General features: G+C 53.6%; 22 protein-coding genes. 3 read left to right on the top strand and 19 right to left on the bottom strand.

The window, feature by feature from the left end; translation table 11 throughout:
• The first annotated feature begins 37 nt into the window (after nt 1-37).
• A complete protein-coding gene (thiI, locus tag DA718_RS22255) occupies nt 38-1,486 on the top strand; it encodes a tRNA uracil 4-sulfurtransferase ThiI (protein ID WP_110273766.1) in 1,449 nt (482 codons plus the stop codon).
• A 63-nt stretch (nt 1,487-1,549) separates the two neighbouring features.
• On the opposite strand, the gene yajL is transcribed toward thiI, so the two are convergent.
• Nucleotides 1,550-2,140 (bottom strand): protein deglycase YajL, encoded by a 591-nt coding sequence (gene yajL, locus DA718_RS22250; RefSeq protein ID WP_110273765.1) that lies wholly within the window; start codon nt 2,138-2,140, stop codon nt 1,550-1,552.
• Nucleotides 2,103-3,014 carry a 2-dehydropantoate 2-reductase gene (gene panE, locus DA718_RS22245; RefSeq protein WP_110273764.1) on the bottom strand — a complete coding sequence of 304 codons (912 nt, stop codon included), beginning with the start codon at nt 3,012-3,014 and terminating at the stop codon, nt 2,103-2,105. Before panE ends, yajL begins: the two co-directional genes overlap by 38 nt.
• 142 nt (nt 3,015-3,156) lie before the next feature.
• Here panE and DA718_RS22240 point away from each other — a divergent pair, with 142 nt between their 5' ends.
• Nucleotides 3,157-3,648, top strand: a complete 492-nt coding sequence (locus tag DA718_RS22240) for a YajQ family cyclic di-GMP-binding protein (protein WP_112214128.1) — start codon at nt 3,157-3,159, stop codon at nt 3,646-3,648.
• Between the two features lie 95 nt (nt 3,649-3,743).
• Here the strand turns inward: DA718_RS22240 and DA718_RS22235 are convergent, their stop codons facing one another.
• The 9 genes from DA718_RS22235 to DA718_RS22195 all read right to left on the bottom strand — a co-directional run bounded on the left by DA718_RS22235 (nt 3,744) and on the right by DA718_RS22195 (nt 15,145).
• Nucleotides 3,744-5,108, bottom strand: coding sequence for an MFS transporter (locus DA718_RS22235; RefSeq protein ID WP_112214129.1), 1,365 nt, complete (start codon nt 5,106-5,108; stop codon nt 3,744-3,746).
• 156 nt (nt 5,109-5,264) lie between these two features.
• Nucleotides 5,265-6,443 (bottom strand): Gfo/Idh/MocA family protein, encoded by a 1,179-nt coding sequence (locus DA718_RS22230; RefSeq protein WP_112214130.1) that lies wholly within the window; start codon nt 6,441-6,443, stop codon nt 5,265-5,267.
• A gap of 89 nt (nt 6,444-6,532) precedes the next feature.
• Complete coding sequence (locus DA718_RS22225; RefSeq protein WP_112214131.1) at nt 6,533-7,933, bottom strand: MFS transporter; 1,401 nt, start codon at nt 7,931-7,933, stop codon at nt 6,533-6,535.
• Nucleotides 7,934-8,342: 409 nt separating this feature from the next.
• The gene (locus DA718_RS22220; RefSeq protein WP_112214132.1) at nt 8,343-9,707 is read right to left on the bottom strand and encodes an MFS transporter; all 1,365 of its coding nucleotides are present in this window, start codon (nt 9,705-9,707) and stop codon (nt 8,343-8,345) included.
• Between the two features lie 10 nt (nt 9,708-9,717).
• Entirely contained in the window at nt 9,718-10,536 is an 819-nt protein-coding gene (locus DA718_RS22215; RefSeq protein WP_112214133.1) for a sugar phosphate isomerase/epimerase family protein, read from the bottom strand.
• Between the two features lie 66 nt (nt 10,537-10,602).
• Complete coding sequence (locus DA718_RS22210) at nt 10,603-12,306, bottom strand: FAD-dependent oxidoreductase (protein WP_112214134.1); 1,704 nt, start codon at nt 12,304-12,306, stop codon at nt 10,603-10,605.
• 10 nt (nt 12,307-12,316) lie between these two features.
• Entirely contained in the window at nt 12,317-12,637 is a 321-nt protein-coding gene (locus tag DA718_RS22205) for an NIPSNAP family protein (protein WP_023329373.1), read from the bottom strand.
• Nucleotides 12,627-14,327: an FAD-dependent oxidoreductase gene (locus tag DA718_RS22200; protein ID WP_112214135.1), complete on the bottom strand. Its 1,701-nt coding sequence runs from the start codon at nt 14,325-14,327 to the stop codon at nt 12,627-12,629. Before DA718_RS22200 ends, DA718_RS22205 begins: the two co-directional genes overlap by 11 nt.
• The gene (locus tag DA718_RS22195) at nt 14,324-15,145 is read right to left on the bottom strand and encodes a shikimate dehydrogenase family protein (protein ID WP_112214136.1); all 822 of its coding nucleotides are present in this window, start codon (nt 15,143-15,145) and stop codon (nt 14,324-14,326) included. The genes DA718_RS22200 and DA718_RS22195 overlap by 4 nt, the downstream gene beginning before the upstream one ends.
• Before the next feature lie 153 nt (nt 15,146-15,298).
• Between DA718_RS22195 and DA718_RS22190 the strand changes: the two genes are divergently transcribed.
• Complete coding sequence (locus tag DA718_RS22190) at nt 15,299-16,057, top strand: IclR family transcriptional regulator domain-containing protein (RefSeq protein ID WP_112214137.1); 759 nt, start codon at nt 15,299-15,301, stop codon at nt 16,055-16,057.
• 44 nt (nt 16,058-16,101) lie between these two features.
• On the opposite strand, the gene DA718_RS22185 is transcribed toward DA718_RS22190, so the two are convergent.
• The 8 genes from DA718_RS22185 to DA718_RS22150 all read right to left on the bottom strand — a co-directional run bounded on the left by DA718_RS22185 (nt 16,102) and on the right by DA718_RS22150 (nt 24,096).
• Complete coding sequence (locus DA718_RS22185; RefSeq protein WP_112214138.1) at nt 16,102-16,434, bottom strand: hypothetical protein; 333 nt, start codon at nt 16,432-16,434, stop codon at nt 16,102-16,104.
• 294 nt (nt 16,435-16,728) lie between these two features.
• Nucleotides 16,729-17,616 carry a heme o synthase gene (gene cyoE / locus DA718_RS22180; RefSeq protein ID WP_110273751.1) on the bottom strand — a complete coding sequence of 296 codons (888 nt, stop codon included), beginning with the start codon at nt 17,614-17,616 and terminating at the stop codon, nt 16,729-16,731.
• A gap of 11 nt (nt 17,617-17,627) precedes the next feature.
• Complete coding sequence (locus DA718_RS22175; RefSeq protein ID WP_110273750.1) at nt 17,628-17,957, bottom strand: cytochrome o ubiquinol oxidase subunit IV; 330 nt, start codon at nt 17,955-17,957, stop codon at nt 17,628-17,630.
• Nucleotides 17,957-18,568: a cytochrome o ubiquinol oxidase subunit III gene (locus DA718_RS22170; protein ID WP_004099525.1), complete on the bottom strand. Its 612-nt coding sequence runs from the start codon at nt 18,566-18,568 to the stop codon at nt 17,957-17,959. The genes DA718_RS22175 and DA718_RS22170 overlap by 1 nt, the downstream gene beginning before the upstream one ends.
• Nucleotides 18,558-20,549 carry a cytochrome o ubiquinol oxidase subunit I gene (cyoB, locus tag DA718_RS22165; protein WP_112214139.1) on the bottom strand — a complete coding sequence of 664 codons (1,992 nt, stop codon included), beginning with the start codon at nt 20,547-20,549 and terminating at the stop codon, nt 18,558-18,560. Before cyoB ends, DA718_RS22170 begins: the two co-directional genes overlap by 11 nt.
• 19 nt (nt 20,550-20,568) lie before the next feature.
• The gene (gene cyoA, locus DA718_RS22160) at nt 20,569-21,516 is read right to left on the bottom strand and encodes a cytochrome o ubiquinol oxidase subunit II (protein ID WP_112214140.1); all 948 of its coding nucleotides are present in this window, start codon (nt 21,514-21,516) and stop codon (nt 20,569-20,571) included.
• Nucleotides 21,517-21,996: 480 nt separating this feature from the next.
• Entirely contained in the window at nt 21,997-23,472 is a 1,476-nt protein-coding gene (ampG, locus tag DA718_RS22155; RefSeq protein WP_112214141.1) for a muropeptide MFS transporter AmpG, read from the bottom strand.
• Nucleotides 23,473-23,517: 45 nt separating this feature from the next.
• Nucleotides 23,518-24,096 carry a lipoprotein gene (locus DA718_RS22150; protein ID WP_110273918.1) on the bottom strand — a complete coding sequence of 193 codons (579 nt, stop codon included), beginning with the start codon at nt 24,094-24,096 and terminating at the stop codon, nt 23,518-23,520.
• Nucleotides 24,097-24,353: the final 257 nt, after the last annotated feature.

Raw genomic sequence — 24,353 nt, 5'->3', positions numbered from 1 at the left:
AAAGCCCAGTCGGGCTTGCCAACGAACTATTGTCGCCATGAAGTTTATCATTAAATTGTTCCCGGAAATCACCATCAAAAGCCAATCTGTGCGATTGCGCTTCATTAAAATCTTAACCGGGAACATTCGTAACGTTCTCAAAAACTATGATGAGACGCTTGCCGTCGTTCGTCATTGGGATCATATCGAAGTCCGGGCAAAAGATGAAAATCAGCGTCTGGCTATTCGCGATGCGCTGACGCGTATTCCGGGTATTCACCATATTCTGGAAGTCGAAGACGTTCCTTTCACTTCGCTGCACGATATTTTCGAGCAGACGCTGCCGCTGTGGCGTGAAACGCTGGAAGGTAAAACCTTCTGTGTGCGCGTCAAACGTCGCGGTAAGCATGAGTTTACCTCTATCGAAGTGGAACGCTACGTCGGCGGTGGTCTTAACCAGCACATTGAAACGGCGCGCGTAAAGCTGACTGACCCCGATGTCACGGTGAACCTGGAGATCGAAAACGATCGTCTGCTGCTGGTAAAAGGGCGTTATGAAGGTATCGGTGGTTATCCCATCGGTACCCAGGAAGACGTGCTGTCGCTGATTTCCGGCGGTTTTGACTCCGGCGTATCCAGCTATATGCTGATGCGTCGTGGCTGCCGTGTGCACTACTGCTTCTTTAATCTCGGCGGCGCTGCGCATGAAATCGGCGTACGTCAGGTGGCGCATTATCTGTGGAACCGCTTCGGCAGCTCCCACCGTGTGCGTTTTGTGGCGATTAATTTCGAGCCGGTGGTGGGCGAAATTCTTGAGAAAGTTGACGACGGCCAGATGGGGGTGGTGCTCAAACGTATGATGGTCCGCGCGGCGTCGAAAGTTGCTGAGCGCTATGGCGTACAGGCGCTGGTCACTGGCGAAGCATTGGGCCAGGTTTCCAGCCAGACGCTGACCAACCTGCGTTTAATCGACAACGTCTCGGATACGCTGATTCTGCGTCCACTGATTTCGCACGATAAAGAGCACATTATTAACCTGGCGCGTGAAATCGGTACCGAAGATTTTGCCCGCACCATGCCGGAATACTGCGGCGTTATCTCGAAAAGCCCGACCGTGAAAGCGGTGAAGGCGAAGATCGAAGCGGAAGAAGAAAACTTCGATTTCAGCATTCTTGAAAAAGTGGTGGCGGAAGCGAATAACATTGATATTCGCGATATTGCCCAGCAGACCGAGCAGGACGTGGTGGAAGTGGAAACCGTCAGCGGTTTTGGCTCTAACGACGTTATCCTCGATATTCGTTCTGTTGATGAGCAGGATGAAAGGCCGTTGAAGGTAGAGGGTATCGATGTGGTTTCCCTGCCGTTCTACAAGTTGAGCACTAAATTCGGCGATCTCGACCAGAGTAAAACCTGGTTGCTGTGGTGCGAACGTGGCGTCATGAGCCGCCTGCAGGCGCTGTATTTGCGTGAGCAGGGCTTTGAGAATGTTAAAGTGTATCGCCCGTAGATTTTTCTGACTAAGGCGTAAGCATTGAAAACGGCAACCCCGGATTGGGTTGCCGTTTTGCATTTACTCGTAATAGTTATAAATGCCCGCGGCCATCACCAGCTGTGATGCGACTTCATGGGCTTTTTCACGTCCAACCAGCAAATCAATGATCTTCAGTGCGAAATCAATTGATGTTCCCGGCCCCTGACTGGTGAGCAGGTTAACCCGCGGGTCCCAGACGACGCGTTTGTCTTGCCATTGTTCGGTGGGGATTTGCTCTTTCAGTGTAGGAAAACCGGTCATATTGCCGATTGGGAAGAGGTTATGCGGTACCAGCACGGTGGCCGCCGCGGCGCAGATCGCCGCGACAATACGCCCGGAGAGATGAAACTGGCGTACCGTTTCTACCAGCAGCGGGCTATCGCGGAAGCACTCTGCACCTTTAATCCCGCCAGGCAGAACAATGATGTCAAAATCACCGTCGGCAACTTCGACCAGCGGCGCATCTGCCAGCAGTTTGACGCCGCGCGAACAAACGATCGTCAGGCTACCATCGCTGGCGACGCTTGCTGTGGTGACTTTTACGCCGCCGCGAACGAGTAAATCGATGGTGGTGACCGCTTCGGTCTCTTCGCTACCAGGGGCGAGGCAAATCAGTGCCGACGCGCTCATATTCATTCTCCTTACGCTTAACCTGTTCAAATAGGCGGGCATTTTCCGGTACGGCTATGCCGTGGGCACGGGCGCGTTTGAGTAAAAAACCGGTGATATAATCGATTTCCGTATGGCGCTGGGCGAGAATATCCTGCAGCATTGAGGATGTATTTTCTGCCGTACTTTCAATGACCTGATGAATATAGAATAACAGGTTTTCCGGCGAGGTATGCATCCCTTCACGTTCCATGACCGCGGCGACTTCATAACAGATAGCGGCGACCTCTTGCGGATATTTACGTAATTCACCGTTCTGACAATTTTTTAACGCCGTGAGCGGGTTAATGACGCAATTTACCGCCAGCTTACTCCAGGTTGCGGGATAAATATTGTTATGCCAGGCGACGTCGGGCAGCACGCCCTGTAAGACATCGGCAAGGTGACTGTAGTCCTGCGGATAAACTTTTGCCGGGCCAATATGGCTGGTACCGTTGGCAACGTGGACGATAACGTTGCCATCGCGTCGGGCTGCCTGGGTGGTCGAGGCCATCAGCAGCGGCTGTTTGACGCTCTTAAGCTCATCAACGGTACCCATACCGTTATGCATTAATAAAATTGGTGCTGAGACGGGTAGGATCTCGCTGAGATTTTTCACCGCATTGGAGACCTGCCAGGCCTTGAGCGTTACCAGCAGCAGATCGCTGCTGGCGAGAAAATCGGGATCGTTAGCGGTGAATGATTCATTAAACACGCTACCGTCGGTTTCAATGACATTAACACTACAGAATGGCTGTGGGACGCGTAACCAGCCCTGGACTTCATGTCCGTGTTTGTACAGCGCAGTTAGCCATAATTGTCCCAGTGCACCGCATCCGAGTACGGTTACTTTCATTATTCCTCCTCACCTGTTCGAGCTGCATCAGGTGCTCATGGCTAAAGTATAGCGTTATCAGTTATCCTTTCGGGATAACAAGTTGAGTTATGTCGCGTTGTGGGTATTATGCAACGCAAAAGAAACGGAAGGAGAGGAAAAGATGCCATCTTTCGATATTGTCTCTGAAGTCGATCTTCAGGAAGTTCGAAACGCCGTAGAGAACGCAACCCGTGAAGTTGAGTCGCGTTTTGATTTTCGTAACGTTGAAGCGAGCTTTGAGCTGAACGAAAAAAACGAGACCATCAAGGTCCTCAGCGAATCTGATTTCCAGATTAATCAGCTGCTGGATATTCTGCGCGCCAAGCTGCTAAAACGCGGAATTGAAGGCAGTTCTATCGAGGTGCCGGATGAGTTCGTGCACAGCGGTAAAACCTGGTTTGTTGATGCGAAGCTGAAGCAGGGCATTGAGAGCTCGATGCAGAAGAAAATCGTCAAAATGATCAAAGACAGCAAGCTGAAGGTGCAGGCGCAGATCCAGGGCGAAGAAATTCGCGTTACTGGTAAAGCGCGTGACGATCTGCAGGCGGTTATGGCGCTGGTACGCGGCGGCGATTTAGGCCAGCCGTTCCAGTTCAAAAATTTCCGCGATTAATGTATTGATATTGCTGTGTTTTGTAGACCGGGCAAAGCGTTAATCGCTGCCCGGCTAAACACGAGTATCAGCCAGAAGCGGGTTACCCCGCTTTTTTACGCCCCTTTGATAGCCTGCTCAACCTCAAAGCGGTTAGTCAATTTACTGTCGATTTTGATGTACACCGAACGCTCTTCTGCGACCACCAGAGCCTCTTTTACACCTTCTTTAGCTTGCAAGCGCGCCTGCAACATTGCATCAGCCACAACATCGTCTGGAATTTCTACCCGTAGACTGCTGACATATGGCGGTTCACTCATTGTACTGGCTACCAATAACCACAGCATAGACAGCAATGCTCCGAGCAGGAATACAGTTTGCGAGTCAAAGAAGCCATCCACCCAACCGCCGAGCGCCCCGCCAATTGCCACGCCGAGGAATTGGCTAGTAGAGTAGATTCCCATTGCGGTGCCTTTATATCCGGCAGGAGATTCTTTACTGATTAACGAGGGCAGTAGCGCTTCCAGCAAGTTAAACGCAAGGAAGAACAGTTGAACGCCGGCCACCAACTCCCAAAAGTATCCCCCGGCTCCCCAAAGGACAATTTCAGCTATCAGCAGAATAGCCACACACAGCATGAATACGCGCTTCATTTTGCGCTTCACTTCGGCGTAGATAATAAACGGTACCACGGCGACAAATGAGACCAGCATGGTGACCAGATAGATTTTCCAGTGCTCAGCGGCAGGGAAACCGGCGGCCTCCAACTGGCCTGGGAGGGCGACGAAGGTGGACATCAGCATGATGTGCAGGCACATAATGCCGAAATTAAGCTTCAGCAGTTTTGGCTCAGCAAGCACTTTGCTAAAGCAGCCTTTTACCATTCCGGACTCACGATTCAGCACGTGATTGTGGCTGTTAGGCACCACCCACAGCGTGAGCAAAATACCGAGTGTCGCCAGGACGGCAATCATCCAGAACAGGGCATGCAGGCCAAGCTGATGAGTAACAATGGGCCCGAGCACCATGGCGATAGCAAAGGTGACGCCGAAGCTGACGCCAATAAAAGCCATGGCTTTGGTACGGTTCTGCTCGCGGGTCAAATCAGAAAGCAGCGCCATCACCGCCGCGGCAATCGCTCCGGAGCCCTGGAGCGCGCGACCAAGAATAATGCCCCAGATAGAGTCGGAAAGGGCGGCGATAACGCTGCCGATAACGAAGATTAACAGGCCGCCGACGATCAGCGGTTTACGACCAATTCGGTCTGAAAGCAGGCCGAAAGGCACCTGAAATATCGCTTGAGCCAGCCCATAGATACCAATAGCCAGACCGATGAGTGCTTCACTTGCGCCCTGTAACGCCATGCCATAGGTAGTCAGAACCGGGAGGACCATAAACATGCCAAGCATGCGCAGAGAGAATACGGTCCCCAAACCCCAGGTCGCGCGCAGCTCGCCTGGCGTCATTTTGTTATCGTTCATTACCACCTCAATATAAAAACTGCGACTAGTGTAGTGGGGGGAACCTAAAGCGTAAATAAATGTTTGTTTAACAGATATTACGGCAGTGTTGCATGATGAGGTGGGTAGGGTAGAGAGAAAGAAACCAGTGGAGGAGCCTCCACTGGCGCTCAGAGATTATTGGCAGTTGAAGTCAACCCACTGGCCGCCTGCATCGGCGGATTTAACGCACTGTTCAACCCAGTAGACACCGTGGAGTCCGGCTTCAACGTTCGGATACCAGAAGGTCTCCAGGAACTCACGATCGCCGCGATCCATTGCGTCCATGGCGATAGCGTAGCGGCGGTAGAGGTTAGCCCAGGCCTCGAACAATCCTTCCGGATGGCCTCCGCCGATACGATCGTCCGCCAGCGCTTGCTGACTCAGATAGGGCATCCCGCGCTCAAGAACGCGTGCCGGTTCGCCCTGTACCTCATAGCTGAGCTGATTCGGGCGCTCATCCCACCATTCGATACTGGCTTTTTCCCCGATAACGCGCACTTTCTGTGAGTGCATTGCGCCGCTGTTGACTGCGCTGGTCCACAGAGAACCGACTGCACCATTGTTATATTCCATCAGTACAAAGGCGTTATCTTCCAGCGGGGCGCGGGATTTGACAAAGCTCTGGCGGGAGCACATCAGCCGGGTGATGTTGAGATTTGGTACCATTGTTTCCGCAATAAACAGCGGGTGGGTTGCCAAATCCCCCAGCACATAGCTTGGCCCCGCATATTTTGGCGTCACGCGCCAGCGGGTAGATTCAGCCTGCAGTTCGACGGCTTCATTATGAAAACCGTGGGCAAACTGCATATTAATAATGCGGATCTCGCCGAGCATCCCCTCGGCGATCATCTGACGAGCCTGCTGGATCATCTGGTGCCCGGCATAGCCGTAGGTCACGCCGATGATTTTATTCTGCTTTTTACTCAGCGCCAGCAGTTCGCGGGCTTCATCGGCGGTAAAGCACAGCGGTTTTTCACAGACAACGTGCAGCCCGGCTTCCAGCGCCGCTTTGGTGATGGCGAAGTGGGTATTATTCGGCGTGGTCACCGAAACGGCCTCAATACCGTCAGGGCGTTTAGCCTCTTCTGCAAACAATGTTTGATAATCGGCGTAGCAACGCTCAGGAGCGATTCCGAGCTGCTCACCAAATTGACGCCCGCGTTCGGCATCTATATCAAGCGCACCGGCCAGCAGGGTAAAGACATTGTCGCGTAGCGCCGCGCAGCGGTGGCTATAGCCAATTTGGCTGGTACCGCCGCCGCCGACCATTCCCCAGCGCAGGGAGCGAGATAAGGGTTTCATGCCGTTTAACATGATAGTGCTCTCCTTTATATAGATACTACGGATTTCAGATGTTCTTCTGTATACCCACGCTCGACGAGCGCGGGTGTGGTTTTGCGGTTTTACATTTCTCCACGGGCTTCGCGTTCTTTCAGCTCCTGCATAATCTGCGGGTACTGCTTATCCAGCCGGTAAAAAAGCAGCGTAATAATGACCAGGATCCACAGGAAGAAAGAGCCGTAGAGGTAAACGTTGTTAATCATGTCGATAGCGCTTTGCGGCTGAACGCCGGAACCGCTACTTGAGCTGACGTAGCCCGCCATACTCAACAGACCGGAGATAACCGCAGCGGCAACACCCGCGCCGAGTTTCGTCCCGACGGAACCCGCGGAAAAGATCATCCCTTCCTGTCTGACGCGGGTTTTCCATTGACCGAATTCGACGGCATCGCCGCAGAAGCCGAACAGCACGGCATTCAGCGGGGCGAAGCCGATTCCGCGAATAATCGCGTTTGCCAGCGCCCAGTGGTAGTCGTTGGAATTGAACATGAACAGCACCTGACCAATGGTCGCCAGCACAATGCCGCACAATGCAACGTTGCGCTTACCGTATTTGCGGATGGGAACGGAGCTGAGGAAGGTGAAAATGATGATACAGGCGGTTTCGGCAACGAAAATAGAGCTGTAGAAAGTGTCGTCGCCAAGCACGTAGCGGCAGTAGTAAGGCAGAGCGATACCAACCACGGTGTAATAAACGCTCTGGGCGGTCCACAGAATTGCGCTGGCCCAGAAGTACTGGTTCCTGAAGAGTGCAGAAAGCTGGGTTTTTACCGGCACGTTACCCTGCTTTTCGCGCGCTTTGATAACCACTTTCTCTTCGCATTTGTAGAAGCAAAACAGCAACAGCAGCAGGGCCAGAAAAGCCCAAATGGACATGGTTTTGATCCATGCAGCCTGATCGTCGCCGAAGTATTTCACCAGCGGCAACGTGCAGGCCACGGCGAGAATACGGCCAAATGGCGACATCGACATGCGGGTGATACTCAGCATATCGCGTTCCCAGGATGAGCGGGTCATCATGGCGGAAAGGCTGCCGTAGGGAAGGTTGATAGCGGTGTAGCACACGGTGGTACAGAAGTTATAAGCCACCAGCAAATAAAGAAACTGTAGCGTGCTAGTGGTTTGCGGAACGGTAAATAACAGGATCGCAGAAACGGCATAGGGAACGCTCATCCACAGCAGCCAGGGGCGTGATTTACCCCAGCGGGAGCTTGTGCGTTCAACCATCAGTCCCATTATTACATCGGAAACGCCGTCAAACAGACGGGAGATCAGCATCACCAGACCGACGGTGGCGATGCTGATTCCTACATAGTCGGTATAGAACAGGGTTAATACAGTGCCAATCATGCCGAAAACGACATTGCAGGCGGTATCGCCGCCGCCGTAAGCAATGCGGGTGGTCCAGGTTAGCTTATCGCCGCGCGCCGCTGCGGGGGAGAGAAGGATCTGCTGTTCACTCATGGTCTATTCCTTTGTCGGGGGGCAAGTAAGTACCTCAGTGCCAGTTCCGCCGGCACAACCTTATCCTGAATGTCAGCCAGAACATATGGAAATATTTATTTCATTTCAATGATTATTTGAAATTTAATTTCTGTATATGCGAGGGGGATCGAAAAATGAAAATATTGCGTCAGTGATTTTACATTCGCAATCATTAAACTAAGTTGATTGATATGGTTATTAATCAGGTTTTTGATGAGTTATTTATTTGTTGATTGTATTGATTTGGTGCTTTTTAAGCGGGAAATTGAGAGGTGAATCGATAATTCTAGTGGGATTATTTTTTCATTTAATAAATAAATGAAATTTATTTTTCTTTAATTGATGAGGCAAGCACGATGCCAGGCCGTGCCTGCCTGAACTTAACGTTTTATTGCGTGCTCCTGATAGCCGTTGCGGATGTGGTGGATTTTGTCGTCGAGTCGGCGGCAAAAATGCCTTTGGCAGTGAGTCCGACCACAGTAATCGCGGCGGGGATCCCCAGAATTAAAAATACGCTCTCGAAACTGAGATCCAGCGCCAGCATTTCAGCCCCGGCAAAGGCGCTAAGGATCGCGCCCATACGGCCAACGCCGTGCATCCAACTGGAGCCGGTGGCTCGTGCTTCAGTCGGATAATAGCGGGCGGAGAGCGCGTTCATACCGGTATTCGCGCCGTTCAGGCAGGCTCCGCTGATAAACGCCAGCAGGCAGATGAGCGCAAAGCTTGCCGCCGCATAGCCCATTGCCATTGTGAACAGTCCGCCGACCGCGTAAATCAGCCCGAGCGCCCGATGCGGGTTGATCCGGTCCATCAGCCAGCCTGCAAACAGCGAACCAATGGTTCCGCCCGCCTGATACATCGCCGTCATCACTGCCGCCTGGCTGACCGTCAGACCGACCTCTTTGACCAGCGTCGGCAACCAGCTACCGAGGAGATAGACCAGAAACAGCCCCATAAAGTAGACCAGCCACAGCATCAGCGATCCGAATCGGTACTGGCGGGAGAGCACGATACGCATCGCGTTACCATCCACGGGCTGTGTCGGGAAGGTAAACTGGGCATCATCGGCGATTTGCCCGGGGTAGAGGCGCTGCAAAACAGTCCGAATACGTTCGGCCGGAGCGCGCTTAACCACCAGAAAGCGCACTGATTCAGGTAACAGCCAAATAAGTACCGGAGCGAATAGCACCGGCAGAATGCCGCCGAGCATCATCAGCGAGTGCCAGCCAAACTGTGGGATCAGCCATGATGCGGAGAAACCGCCTGCCGCCGCGCCGAAAGTGAAGCCACAAAAAATCACGGTGATAAGGAATGAACGCTGGCGCTCTGGCGCGTATTCCGACACCAGGGTGCCGATATTCGGCATTGCGGCACCTAATCCCAGTCCGGTCATAAAACGAAAGAACATCATCTGCTCAATGTTTTGTGAAAAGGCGGTGGCAATGGTCCAGAAACCGAAGAAAAAGACGCTATTGATGATGATTTTTTTCCGCCCCAGCCAGTCGGCAAGTGGGCCGGAGAAGATGGCGCCCAGCGCCAGGCCGATCAGCGCGGCGCTAATCACAAAGCCGAGTTCGTGATTGCTCACTCCCCACTCCTGTTTTAGCGTCGGGGCGATAAACCCCATAATGGCAATATCAAAACCGTCCAGAGCAATCACGCAGAAGCCTAAAAACACCACCAGCTTTTGGAAGCGGCTGAGCGGATTGGTGTTAATTAACTCCCTGACGTCCAGGCGTTGAGTCTGTGTCATGGAATTCTCCTTATGCGCAAGGGCGCAGATAAGACTGCGCGGCATTGAACAGCAGTTGGGCACGAGTGAGCGCAGGCAGCGCACCCTGGTCACCGCTTAAGGGAACCTCCAGGGAGACCGGCAGCGTGTCTGGAAGCGCCGCCATCAGACCTCGCAGGTCGAGCCCGCCTTCGCCGGGAACTTTACGTGCTGCACGGGCCTGGTAAATCAGCTCTTGTTCATCAACGGGCACCTGCGGCGAGGCATCGCAAAGCTGCATATAGTTGAGGCAATTTTGCGGTAGCGTGGCGAGCGTTGAGAGCGACTCGCCCGCTCGCCAGAAGTGGATAGCATCGATCAGAATGCCGATATTCGAGCGACCGCTGGCGTTGATCAATGACTGGGCCTGGGCGATGGTGCGCAAATGGGTCCAGGGCATAGGCTCCAGATTCATGGTTAAACCATACTCCTGGCCAGCTTCGGCGAGTCTGGCCAGGTTGTCTGCGCTGCGCGCCTGATTTTCATCATTTCCGGCAACCAGTACCTGCCTGGCACCCAGGCGTGCGGCGGTATCGAGGAATAATTGCAGACGGGCATTGAGTGAAAAATCTGGCGTCAGGCGAACAATTTCGACGTCCGAGACGCGAATGCCGGTTTCCATCAGCGCCGACAGAGTGTCGCGCACGGCAGGGGTATTACCGAGCATGTCGTACTCCGGGTCGGAGGGCGTAGCGGGAAGCAGGCGCAGGCCGACGTGGGTGAATCCGGTTTGTGCCGCGATTCGCACCTGTTCCGGTGGCGGGACGTCGAGTAGGGTAAGCGCGGCGAGTGACAGGGTTCGCATGTTCATAAAGGACTCCAGTACAGTTGCAGGTGGTTGTTGTTATGTGTATTGCCGTCCCTGGTAAGATGTCTTTTATTGCATTGTTTTTGTTATGTTTACTGCCAGTTTTTTACCGACCAGATAGCCAAAGGTCATGGCCGGTCCGAGCGTGATACCACCGCTGGGATAGAATCCCTGCATCACGCTCGACATATCGTTGCCGATGGCGTAAAGGCCAGGAATCGGCTGCTGTTGAGCATTCAGTACCTGTGCGTTTTCATCAGTTTGCAGTCCGCTGAAGGAGCCCAGAGAACCGGGAAGAATACGTACGGCATAAAAAGGCGCATGGCGCAGTTCGCCGAGGGTCGGATGGCCGGAATGGCTGGCATCACCCTGCGCGCGGTTGTATGCCGACGCGCCGCGCTGAAAATCCTCGTCTTCTCCTTTGCTGGTAAAGCCGTTAAAGCGGGCTACTGTTTCCGTTAATTGCCGAGAATCGATTGCACACTGTTGTGCCAGTGCCCCCAGCGTTTTGCCGCATTGCAGGTAACCGGTTCGTAACCAAGCTGTCGGTGAAAAGGGGAAGGGGCGCGCGTGGCCTAACCCATAGCGGTGCAGCGCACGACTGTCTGCTATCAGCCATGCCTGCGGCGCTTCGCCCGGTGGAGTCGCATCCAGCAGAGCGGCAATAAAATCGTGATAGGAGTTAGCCTCGTTGGCGAAGCGTTTGCCGTTGGGCAGAACGGCGATAAAGCCTGGCTTGGCTCGTTCAACCAGATGCGGGAATACCAGTTGCAGACCGCTGGCGAGTGTGACACGCGAAACCGGTGCCCAGGCCATGGCGTGCCTGAGTGAGCCATCAAACTGGCCTCCAGCTGATTCGCCGAGTCGAATGCCATCACCCTGATTACCCGGCGGTGCAGCGGAGAAATGACCGTAGCCGCTGGCGGCGTGGGGCACATTTTGCGCCAGACGCTGCCTGTCGTGAGGAAAACCGCCGCATGCGAGGATCACCGCCCCGGCGCGAACCTCTATCTCACCGCTGTCGCTGCGCAATACCGCACCCTCTATGCCTTTGTCAGAAGTGAGCAGTCGTTCTACCGGCGCGTTAAGCTGAAAATTAACCCCGGTATCCAACGCAGAACGCAGCAGGCGAGCAACCAGTGCATTGCCGTTAACCAGATGTTGCCCGCGCCCGGCGCGCAGCCGCTGCCAGCCGTGGCGTAACAGGCGGCGGGTTGCGTATATCGCCGAGCGCGGCGAGCGGGTGGCGTTAAAAAAATGCGCCATGTCCGTGCCGCCAGCGATGCCCATGCCCGCGAGGCTAATGGTTTCCAACGGCGGACGCAGGCGGTGCAGCCAGTCACCGAGTAAGCGCCCGTCAAAAGGCTGCGCGGTAACCGATCGGCCGCCGTGTGCATAGCCCGGCGAGTTATGAAAGTCGGGCATTTTGCTGCCGGATAGAAACTGCACCACCGTGTGACGTCGGAAGAAGTCAATCATCTCCGGGCCGTACTTTAAGAAAGTGAGCAGGCGAGCGTCGGCAGGTTGCCCATCCATCTCATGCCGGAGATAGGTGAGCGGCTCATCGGGATCTTCTTCAATGCCTTCCTCGCGCGCCAGCGGATTGTGCGGGATCCACAGCCATCCGCCGGACCACGCGCTGGTGCCGCCAATCACCGACTCTTTTTCCGCAACTAACACGCTGGCACCGCCGAGCGCGGCGGTGACGGCGGCAGACAGCCCCGCCGCGCCGGAGCCGACCACCAGAACATCTACGTTCATCTGCCCGCTCATGAATATCTCCTTATTGCAGTGGTGAAAAATCAGTAGGGCGCAAGAGAACCGACTCCAGGCGTTCGACGGCAGCAAGCTCGCGGTTCTTGCGCGAGAAAGTGAGCCAGCGTTCGTCTTGTGCCATCCGCGTGCGGCGCACCAGACGATCGTCGAGGCTCTCGTAGGCCCAGATATGTACCACCTGATTGACCACGCCAATTTCGGTAAAGAAGAAGCCGATAAGTTTGCCGAGATGTTCGGTCTGAACGGCGTAAGCATCGCTTTTATACAACGCCAGCCAGTCAGCCATTTTCAGCGGGTTGATGGTGTAGGTACGTTTTTCATAGATCATGGTTTTCTCCTGTTGACAGTGCGTGTTGTTGCGCCATATGGCTGGCTGAGAGATAGCCGAAGGTCAGCGCCGGGCCGAGGGTAATTCCGGGGCCGGGGTAGGTTCCGGCCATCATCGAATCCATATCGTTACCCACGGCGTAGAGTCCTTTAATGGGTTGCCCCTGTTGATTAATGACCTGGGCATCGGCGGTGGTGACCAGCCCGCGTGAAGTACCGAGGTCACCGGTATAGAGGGTGACGGCATAAAACGGTGCGTTAGTCAGAGGGGCGTTACAGGCGTTTGGCTGGTGGCCCGGATCGCCCATCGCGCGGTTATAGCTGTTACCGCCTTTGGCAAACTCCGGGTCAAGTCCTGAGGTGGCATCATGGTTATAGCGGGCTACCGTTTCATCGAGCGTTTGCGGGTCCAGCCCGAGTTCATGCGCCAGTTCTGCCAGAGTATTGGCCTTGTGGAGATAGCCGGTTTTGACCAGCGCGTCGTTATTGACCGGGGCCGGTCGCGCCAGGCCGAGGCCGTAACGCTTCATGGCCTGGGCATCGCAAATCAGAAAGCAGGGGGCATTTTCTGCCCGGCTTTGCATGGCGCTGGCAAAGTGGTGATAGGAGTTTGATTCATTGACGAAGCGCACCGCATGTTGGTTGACGGCGATAACGCCGGGCTTAGCCCGGTCGGTTACGAGATGGGGAAAGCGCTCTTCAGTACCATCAGGACGACGTAAAACCGATACCGGGGCCCAGAAAAAGTTGGAGGATAAGTCCGCGCCTTCGCGGGCGAGGACTGTTGCCGCCAGGCGAAACGCGGCACCGTCGTTGGCGGCGGGCGACATGGTGTAGTGCTCGCGGGTTTTGGGACGATATTGCTCGGCCAGCTCACCTGCGGCAAACCCTCCGGCAGCCAGCACTACGCCGCAGCGGGCTTCCAGAGTTTGCTTCTGACCATCATGCTCAATCTCGACGCCGGTCACTTCACCGCTGTGTTCGGTGAGCGAAAGCACGTTGGCGTTGAGCTTGAGGACCATGCCTTTGCGAAAGGCGAGCGTCGCCATGCGGGCGATCAGTGCATTGCCCATTGCCAGTCGAGTACCGCGATGATGCTTCAGGCGGTCGCGACCGTAGCGCAGCAGCAGCTTGCTACAATGCGACAGTGAACGCAGGGAACGACGCATATCAAGAAAGTGCTGGATATCGACGCGGTTAACCATCATCCCGCCAAACAGCAACATACCCGGCGGCGGTGCGCGTAGGTCGCGAAAATGCTCTCCCAGCTCCCGCCCGTCATACTCCACCACTTCCAGCGCGCGGCCTACATCAACGGCACCGGGCTCATCCGGGTAGTAATCCGGCGAGAGCGGGCGCAGGCTATATTTCACTGCTCCCTCTTTTTCCAGAAACGCCAGCGCCTCGCGACCGGAAGTGACAAAGGCGTCGACCAGATCCTGGCGATAGTTTTGTTCACCGATAATGGTGTGCAGGTAGGTTTTAATCTCCTGTGAAGGTCCGTTTTTTGCCGGTTCCCGTGCCTGATCGCTATCGTGGATCCATACAGCACCGCCGGAAATCGCCGAGGTGCCGCCAAACTGTGGGGCTTTTTCCAGCATCAATACCGACAGCCCCTTACAGCAGGCAGTTACCGCGGCGGCAAAGCCAGCGGCACCGCTGCCGATGACAATGACATCCCAGCTTTTCATGCCGCCGCTCCTTGTTCCTGCGGAATAGCGCCAATGAACTCTCCCATCAGCTTCATCTGCGCCAGCGCCATTTCTGGCCCGGTCTGGATCGTGCAGCCGCGATCCTGGGCGAAAGCAAGGAGTGGAGTGATAACTGGTGCGGTTACTACGTCCGCGACGTGAGTAGATGACAGGAGCGTTTCCAATAGCGCCTGCGGTAGCGGTAAGCGATCAAAACCGGCCATTCCCGCCGGGGAGCCGTTGACCACTAAATCAAGGTCCGCGAGCGTTGCGGGCAGCTCGGTGAGATGAACCTGTGGAAAATGGGTTGCCAAACGATTGTGTAATAACTGAAGGGTTGCCGGATTCTGGTCATAAAGCGCCAGCTGGCTGATGCCTGCTTCGCAGAGTCCCCACGCAATTGCGCTGCCGACGCCCCCGCAGCCGGAGAGAAGCGCGCTTTTACCCGCGGCATTGAATCCATGTGCCTGAGCGGCGAGTTGAAAGCCGACGCCATCGAGCATATCACCCTGCAAGCGGCCATCCGCCAGCTTACGGATCACATTCACGACATTGAGGTGACGTGCACGCGGCGTTAGCTCATCCACCAGCGTGGCGGCACGCTGTTTATGCGGGACGGTGACCAGCACGCCGCTCATGTTGTGCCATCCGCGCAGCGTTTTCAGGTAATCAGCTACGGCTTCGGGGGCGATATCGACCGGGATCATGACGCTGTCCATCTGCTGGTCAGCGAAGTAGCGGTTAAAGTTCTCCGGCGATTTAACCTGGGTAATCGGATGGCCGATAACGGCGACAACCTGCGTGAATCCACTGACCATTTCAAACCTCATTTTGTTAAATGAATGTTGTGAAAGTATTTCAGTGGAAGCTGAGAGCGGCAACGCAGAATTCGGCCATATTGGTTGTTAATCGCACCATCACTGCGATAATCGCGCTAAACTGATTGTATTGTTGCGAAAGTGTGAACAACTATGCAAAACGAAATACATTCCCGCGATCTGATCGTCGGCCTGCAAAAAGGGTTGGCGCTGATCCAACTATTCTCAAAAGAGTTTCCGCGACTTACGGTACCGCAGGCGGCGAAAATGAGCGGACTGACGCAAAGCGCTACGCGACGCTTTTTCCTCACGCTGCTGCACGATCGCTATTTGCAGACTGACGGACGCTATTACTGGCTGACGCCCAAAGCGTTACGTCTGGGGCAGGCGTATGTTGATTCCGCCCAGTTCCCGCGCATGGTGCGGCCAATTGTTGAGTACATTGCCAGTCGAACCGAAGAACATGCCTCGGTCGGCGTGATTGATGATGATGAACTGGTGTATATCGCGCGCAGCAAGCATACGCCGTTTAATTCGACCTCCGTGCGGTTGGGGGAAAGGGTGCCGATTTACTGTACTGCCGGAGGGCGGCTGTGGCTGGCTTCGTTGCCGGAAGCCGAATGCGAAGCCGTATTGCAGCGGATTAGGCGCGAGCAGCGAACGCCGTATACGGTGACGGACGTAACGGCGCTGATGGAGAGAATCGCCCAGGTTCGTCATCAGGGATATGCCTCTATTGAGCAGGAGTTTGAAATAGGCATGCTGGTGCTGGCGGTACCGTTGTCTGACAGGGAGGGGACTTACTGGGGAGCACTGAGCTTAACCAGCCATCTGTCGCGTACTTCCCTTGAGGCGCTGTGCCGTGACCATCTCGATTTGCTCTATAGCGCGCAGGCGATGCTGGTGGGGTAATTTCAGCGAGGAGAGTTGGGCAGGTTCAGCACCTGCCCGATGTATTAGGCTTTAGCGCCGTTGATAAAGCCGTTCCAGTCCGCTCCCGCGTTGTTGACGAAGGTTGACCAGCCGCTGGCCGCAGTGTTAACAAAACCATTCCAGTTCGCCTGGCCGGTGGTGACAACGCTATTCCAGTTTGCCTGACCTATAACGAATTTGCCAAACTCCAGTGCGCTGTCAATCACGAAGCTGGCAAAGGCGACTCCTGAGGTGGCGACAAAAGATCCGAAGCCAAGCCCGGAATTGACGACAAAATTTGTAAAGCCAGTAGCAGCGTTCAGCAGATTAAAACCACCTGAAACGTATTCCATTTCATTGAATGTTAACTCTTTCATTTTTATTCCCTTACTAAACGGATTGTTAGAGATGAGCGGTTTGCTCAGAGAAAGAGGCTAACACCGTTAAATAAAGGCAAACCAGATAGTGTCCCAGCGTGAATGCTGATTTCTTTATCATTTTTAAATGAACATGATCATCGAAAGGATAATGGCGGCTTTACTGAATATGAAATGATGGCGATGATTTTTTACCTGAAGTGAATTCGAGTGGGGGAGGGGGGGCATTGGCTGATAAAAAAACAGCCCCCGGTCTTGCGAGCGGAGGCTGTTGAGCGGTTACTGAATGTGGTCTTATCTGACCATCGTCAGCAGGTTATGTGAATCTGGCACCATGAAGTCAACGGACATCATCACCGACAGCGCGGTAATGGCAACGATGGAAAAGACGAACAGCTTGCGCGCCCAGACTTTATCATCCACCACTTTATAACCGCGCAGCGCCATCCCAAGCCACCAGACGCTCACTGCCGCAGCGACAACCAGATATTTATATCCAGCGTAGCCGCCCAGCGAGAGCATCAACGTCGCGACGGCGAAGGCGATGATATAAACGGTGATATGGTTTTTAGCCACTGAAATGCCTTTCACTACCGGCAGAACCGGAATATTCGCTGCCTGATAATCCTTGAAGCGGAAAATCGCGATGGCGTAAGAGTGAGGCATCTGCCACAGGCTGAAAATTGCCAGCAGAATGGCGGCGCCGCTGTCAAAGTCACCGGTCACCGCGCAGTAGCCAATCACCGGCGGCGCAGCGCCGGAGAGAGAGCCAATCAGCGTACCGTAGACGGAGTGGCGCTTCATGTACAGGCTGTAAACGCCGACATAAACGACAAACCCCATCACTCCCAGCCAGCAGGCCAGTGGGTTAGCGCCAAACCACAGGAGCATGAAGCCAGCAATACCCAGCAGGGTGGCGTATACCAGCGACGTTTTTGGCGAGATCAGCCCTTTGACCAGCACCCGGTTTTTCGTCCGTTCCATCTTTCTGTCGATGTCACGATCGATATAGTTGTTGAAAACACAACCCGAGGCGACCACCAGGGAGACGCCAAGGAGCGTCCAGATGAACAGCGGATAGTCGATGTGGCCTTTGGAGGCCAGCAGGAAACCGCCGATCACGGAGATCAGGTTGCCAAAAATGATGCCTGGTTTCGTTACTTGCAGGTATTGCTTAAACATACTCGCCGCTCTTAGTGCATCATCATGTTGTAGTTCAGGTTCCACATAATCCAGATGGAGCCGACAACTACGATAGCAATGATGATTACGGTGAAGATAAATGCGGTCAGGTTCCAACCTTCGTCCGACTTACTGTTCATGTGCAGGAAGTACACGAGATGTACCACAATCTGCACAACTGCAGTAATCAGGATGGTTCCCAGAATAACCGCATGCGATGCGGAGCCACTCATCACCATTGCAAACGGAATAACCGTCAGAATGATCGACAGGATAAAACCTGTCATGTAGCTCTTTACGCTGCCGTGAGAAGCGCCGTTATGATCGCTAGAATGACTCATTACATTGCCCCCATCAGATAGACTACAGAGAACACGCAGATCCACACTACGTCCAGGAAGTGCCAGAACAGGCTCAGGCACATGATACGGGTACGGTTAGTGCTGGTCAGGCCGCGACGTGAAACCTGTACCATCAGCACCGCCATCCAGATCAGACCGGAAGTCACGTGCAGACCGTGGGTGCCGACCAGCGCAAAGAACGCTGACAGGAAGCCGCTGCGATCCGGACCCATACCCTCAACAATCAGATGATGGAATTCATAGAGTTCCATCGCGATGAACCCTGCCCCGAAGAGGAAGGTCAGCGCCAGCCAGGAAACCACCTGGCTCTTGTTGTTTTTGTACATGGCGATAGCCGCCATGCCGTAGGTGATGGAGCTGAACAGCAGCAACGCGGTTTCAACCAGAACGAACGGCAGTTCAAAAATATCTTTACCCGTCGGACCGCCCGCCGTGCCGTTCACCAGAACGGCATAGGTCGCGAACAGAGTGGCGAAGATAATGCAGTCGCTCATCAGGTAGATCCAGAAACCAAATACCTTCATCGGTCCTGTATCATGGTGCCCGTGTTCGTGCGCGTGGGCGTTGTGCGCAAGAGTATCAGTTGCCATTTTTCAGCCCTGCTTTGTTAATCTCATCGAAATGCTGATTTTCCAGTTTTTCGACTACTGCAACCGGCACGTAGTAATCCACGTCCTCGTCAAAGCTCTTAATAATCCAGGTCACCAGGATACCGACGAAGCTTGCAATCGCCATCCACCAGATATGCCAGATCATTGCGAAACCAAACACCGTTGCGAAAGCAGCAATAACGATGCCCGCGCCGCTGTTTTTCGGCATATGAATCTCTTCATAGCCAGCCGGTTTCTTATACGCTTCGCCTTTTTCTTTCATTTCCCAGAACGCGTCACGCTCGTGAACGTTAGGGACGATAGCGAAGTTGTAGAACGGAGGTGGAGAAGAGGTTGCCCACTCCAGAGTACGGCCGCCCCATGGGTCACCGGTCAGGTCGCGGTTCTGTTCGCGATCGCGGATGGACACATAGAACTGAATCAGCTGGCAAAGAATACCGCAGGCAATCAGCGCCGCACCACAGGCTGCAACAACCAGCATCGGGTGGAACTGCGGGTCAATCTGCTGGCTCAGGCGACGGGTCATACCCATAAAGCCCAGCACGTACAGCGGCATAAATGCAACGAAGAAGCCGATGATCCAGAACCAGAAAGCGCGTTTGCCCCAGGTTTCGTTCAGGGTGAAGCCAAAGGCTTTCGGCCACCAGTAGGTCAGACCTGCGAAGCAACCGAACACTACGCCGCCGATGATGACGTTATGGAAGTGCGCGATCAGGAACAGGCTGTTGTGCAGTACGAAGTCTGCGCCCGGTACCGCCAGCAGAACGCCGGTCATACCACCTACAGAGAAGGTCACGATAAAGCCAATCGTCCACAGCATTGCAGAGTTGAAGACGATACGGCCCTGGTACATGGTAAACAGCCAGTTGAAGATCTTAACCCCGGTCGGGATGGCGATAATCATGGTGGTAATACCGAAGAAGGCGTTTACGTTCGCGCCCGCACCCATAGTAAAGAAGTGGTGCAGCCAAACGATGAACGACAGAACGGTAATACACACTGTTGCCCATACCAGTGAGGTGTAGCCAAACAGACGCTTACGCGAGAAGGTTGCCGCGATTTCGGAGAAGACGCCGAATACTGGCAGAACCAGAATGTACACTTCCGGGTGGCCCCAGGCCCAAATCAGGTTGATGTACATCATCATGTTGCCACCCATATCGTTGGTAAAGAAATGGGTGCCCAGGTAGCGGTCCAGGGTCAGCAGCGCGACGGTGACGGTCAGAATTGGGAAGGAGGCGATAATCAGGATGTTGGCGCACAGAGATGCCCAGCTAAATACCGGCATCTTGAACATCGTCATGCCAGGGGCACGCATCTTGATAATCGTCACGAAGAAGTTAATACCGGTTAACGTTGTACCAATACCGGAGAGCTGAAGCGCCCAGATCCAGTAATCGACCCCGACTCCCGGACTGTACTCGATTCCCGATAGCGGCGGATAGGCCAGCCAACCAGTCTGCGCGAATTCACCGACGCCCAGAGAGAGGTTAACCAGAATCACGCCCACAACGGTGAACCAGAAGCTCAGGTTATTAAGGAATGGGAAGGCAACGTCACGCGCGCCGAGCTGCAGCGGAACCACCAGGTTCATCAGACCGATAACAAACGGCATCGCTACGAAGAAGATCATGATAACGCCGTGGGCGGTAAAGATCTGATCGTAGTGGTGAGGCGGCAGGAAGCCTGCTTCCCCGGCCGAGGCCAGCACCTGCTGGCTACGCATCATAACGGCGTCAGCAAAGCCACGCAGCAACATGACGATTGCTACGATAACGTACATGATACCGAGACGTTTGTGGTCAACCGAAGTCAGCCACTCGTTCCAAAGGTAGGACCACTTACCGAAGTAAGTGATGGCAGCCAGAAGCGCCAGTCCCCCAATGATAATTGCAGCCACCGTAACCACAATAATGGGTTCATGGTAGGGCACTGCATCCAGTGTAAGTTTTCCGAACATCGTTTTCTTCCTCGGCCCCTTAGTGAGCGGTTTCCGCGTGGCTCATGTCCATGCCTTCCATTCCTTCATGCGCTGCGTGCTCGCCTTCTGGTTGGGACATATCCATGCTCTTACCGTGAGACATAAATTTGTTAACAACATCTTTAAACAAATCAGGTTTCACGTCAGAGAAGTATTCCACTTTGTTGTATTCGCTAGGCGCAGCCAGTTTGTCGAATGTATCCATAGAATCCATGGCATTCGCAGACTGTTTGGCTTTCGCTACCCACTGATCGAAGGTTGCGCGATCCGGCGTGGCGATAGCTTTGAACTTCATTCCTGAGAAGCCCGGGCCGCTATAGCTGGCGGAGATACCGTCGTAAGTACCAGGTTCATTCGCGATGAGGTGCAGCTGAGTCTGCATCCCGGCCATGGCGTAAATCTGGCTACCTAAACGTGGGATAAAGAACGAGTTCATCACGGAATTGGAGGTCACTTTGAAGTGTACCGGTACGTTCGCCGGGAAGGCGATTTCGTTGACGGTAGCAATACCTTGTTCCGGATAGATGAAGAACCATTTCCAGTCCATCGAAACGACTTCGATAACGATTGGTTTTTCATCGTGAGCAAGCGGTTTGCTTGGCTCTAATGCGTGAGTTGTTTTCCAGGTCAGAACGGCCAGGAACAGGATGATCAGAATAGGAACCGTCCAGACCACAGCTTCAACTTTGTTGGAGTGTGACCAGTTCGGGCTATACTTCGCATCTTTATTGCTCGCACGATACTTCCAGGCAAATCCTACTGCCATCAAGACGGCTGGAATAACGACAATCATCATCAGGCCAAAGGCCGTCAGAATCAGAGAGCGTTGCTCCAGTCCAATCTGTCCTTTTGGGTCGAGGAGCGCAGAATCACAACCACTGAGTAATACAGTACCTGCGATTAATGACATCCATCCCAAACTTTTATTGTATTTCCTAAGTCTCATTGAACGACCTCAATTCCACGGAATCTGGTGGCGCTTAAAGTGTACGGGCATTTTACGGGAAGGTTGCATTACTGTAAACATCATTGGATCTGTGTCTGTTCCGTGTTAGCGGCTTCTGCTTGGTTTGTCACATATGTTACGAAGTGTGACGTAATAGCTTGCAAAGCTTGATTTATGCGGGATTGATAGCGAAAGAGATAAGAATGGAGTGACTTATAAGGTAATGAGTATAACCATGCGTAAAATAAAACAAATAATTAACAATTACGCATCAAATAAAAGACGTGATAAAAGCGGGAAAATAAATCACTCGAGCTGAATCGGTTAAATTTTTTATAAAATAGAATGAAAGTTGTCAATAATTTCCAGAAATCTAAAACGCACAAAACAACAAATGAAGTATGATGAATATAAAATCGTTAATAAGACGTTATAATTACGTTTCGTAATTACAACGTCCCCTAACGCTTCCAGGATGATTTAAATCAGCTCAGTTTTGCGTAACGCCAGATAATCAAGGAAAGCACCGAGCAAAATACCGCCACCGGCTGTCAGCACGGCGATCTCCAGCAGGCCAGCAAGGAAGGAAAAGTTAGTGTAATCCAGCGCATTTAGCACCAGTAAAAGCAGCCATATCGACAGCATCAAACACCCTACCGCCAGAATCATTAATGCCAGCGAATAAGTCTGCGGAAAGTGCGTGCGTGGCATAAAGCTCTCCGATCGCTGAGTATGTTCCAGCGTCCGTCGGCAGACCAGCAGCAGCAAAATCCCCGGCACAGCGGCAACCACAGAGAAGAGATAGAACGTAGGCCAGCCGTGCGCTTCAACAAACCAACCCGCAATAGGGCCGACGTACACGCGCCCGACGGCGGAAAGTGCGGAGAGCAGCGCAAATTGCGTGGCTGAGAAGGATTTATTGCAGAGCGTCATCAGCAGCGCGACGAATGCCGCCGTACCCATCCCACCGCACAGGTTTTCGAAAAACACCGCCGTCGCCATCGAGAAAAGGTGTTTATCGGTAATCGACAGCAGCCAGTAACCAGCGTTGGACACTCCCTGCAAGAGACCAAAAATGAACAGCGCGCGGAACAGCGTCAGGCGCTGCATTAATACTCCACCATATAGTGCGCCAACAATAGTGGCGAACAGGCCCAGCGTTTTATTGACCATACCCACTTCGCCTGCATCAAAACCGACACCGCGAATCAGAAATGTGGTAGTCAGGCTCATGGCAAAAGCGTCGCCAAGCTTATAAAGGACGATCAGCAGCAGGATTAGCCAGGCGTTGTTGCGACCGAAGAAATCGCGTAACGGTGCGGCAACGGCCTGTTCCAGCGTTTTCGGTACCGGGATAACGTCGCTGGGTTCCGGGGCTAACAGGGTGGCGATGATGCAGGGGATCAGCAGCGCGGCCATCAGCCAGTACATTCCCTGCCATCCTAGCCAGCGGTCGGCCAGCCATAGCGCTAATCCGCCGGAAACCAGCATACCTAAACGATAGCCCAGCACGCTGATTGCCGCGCCGGTACCGCGCTCTTCTGCTGCAAGAACATCCGTTTTCCACGCATCGAAGACGATATCCTGAGACGCGGAACAAAAGGCGATAACCACCGCCAGCGCCGCCATCCAGCGTAATTGCGTAGAAGGCTCAAGGAATCCCATTGCCGCAATAGCGATAAGTAACAGGAACTGGGTCGCTAACAGCCAGCCGCGACGACGACCAAGAAAAGGCGGCGTGTAGCGGTCCATCAAAGGCGACCAAAGAAACTTAAAGACGTAGGCCTGACCGACGAGGGAGAAAAAACCAATCGTTTTTAGATCGATATTCTCAACGGTCATCCAAGCTTGCAGCGTACCGGATGTGAGGGCGAGGGGTAACCCAGAGGCAAAGCCAAGGATCAGCAAAATGGCCGATTTAGGCTGCGTGAAAATGCGTAAGTAATGATTGGACATAAGGTATATAGCGCAGACCCGGCGCGAGGCCGGGTCTGCGATTAATTAACGAGCGTTTTGTTTGATGAAATCGTGAATGCTGGTGTCCTGCGCCATATCGGCAATGGTATCGGTCAGGACGCTATTGACCGCGTTGGCGATATTCTGGTTGGAAGCCTGGAATGCGCCTTCAACGGTGTAGCTGGCGCGATAGTTTTTGTTCATTTTATTGCCGTTTGCAGCGGTCGCGATGATCGCAATATCAGCTTTAGTTGCGATGTTGTAACGCACATTGCCCTGGGAGACGTCAGCGTACAATTTGTTAACGATAATTTGCAGGTCAACAGCGCCGTTCGGACCAATCATATAGCCGCGAGAGGTCATCTGTTTTTCCAGCACTTCCTGCAGTAAGAAACGCAGGTCGCGGGAGGCCGTCAGCGTGACCTGCTGGTTGTCGCGAGTGACTTTTGCCAGCGCCTGGTCCGGACGCTGATCGGCGCCGTTGATACTGACGGTCACGCCCATCAGACTTGGATCCTGCTGCGGCAGGGTGATTTTTGGTGAAACATCAATGGTGGTCGGCGGAGTGGCGCATCCGGCCAGCATAAACAGCGCGACCAAAGGAAAAAGAATTTTCTTAAACATGTTCAGGGTCTCAACGCGTGGTGGAGTGGTAATTGAGGAAATTCCCGTCATCATAACATCGCCAACGGCAAGGGGAAGTAGCAACGCATGTAAATTCATCGTCTTGTGCGTTTTCTGTTCTTGCCTCATTTATTATCATGATTTTGGCGGTAGTTCTGACGGACTGAGTGAGTAAACCCGATACTTTTGAATGAAAATATCGGAGGAATGCTAATTTTTTGTTGTTTTCCCCTAATGGAAGCGGTAAAAGCGGCTAA

Source organism: Klebsiella huaxiensis (genome assembly GCF_003261575.2).
In the GTDB taxonomy this organism is placed as follows: Bacteria; Pseudomonadota; Gammaproteobacteria; order Enterobacterales; family Enterobacteriaceae; genus Klebsiella; species Klebsiella huaxiensis.
The sequence above is the reverse complement of the archived record's forward strand: the minus strand, read 5'-3'. Positions and strand labels throughout refer to the sequence as shown.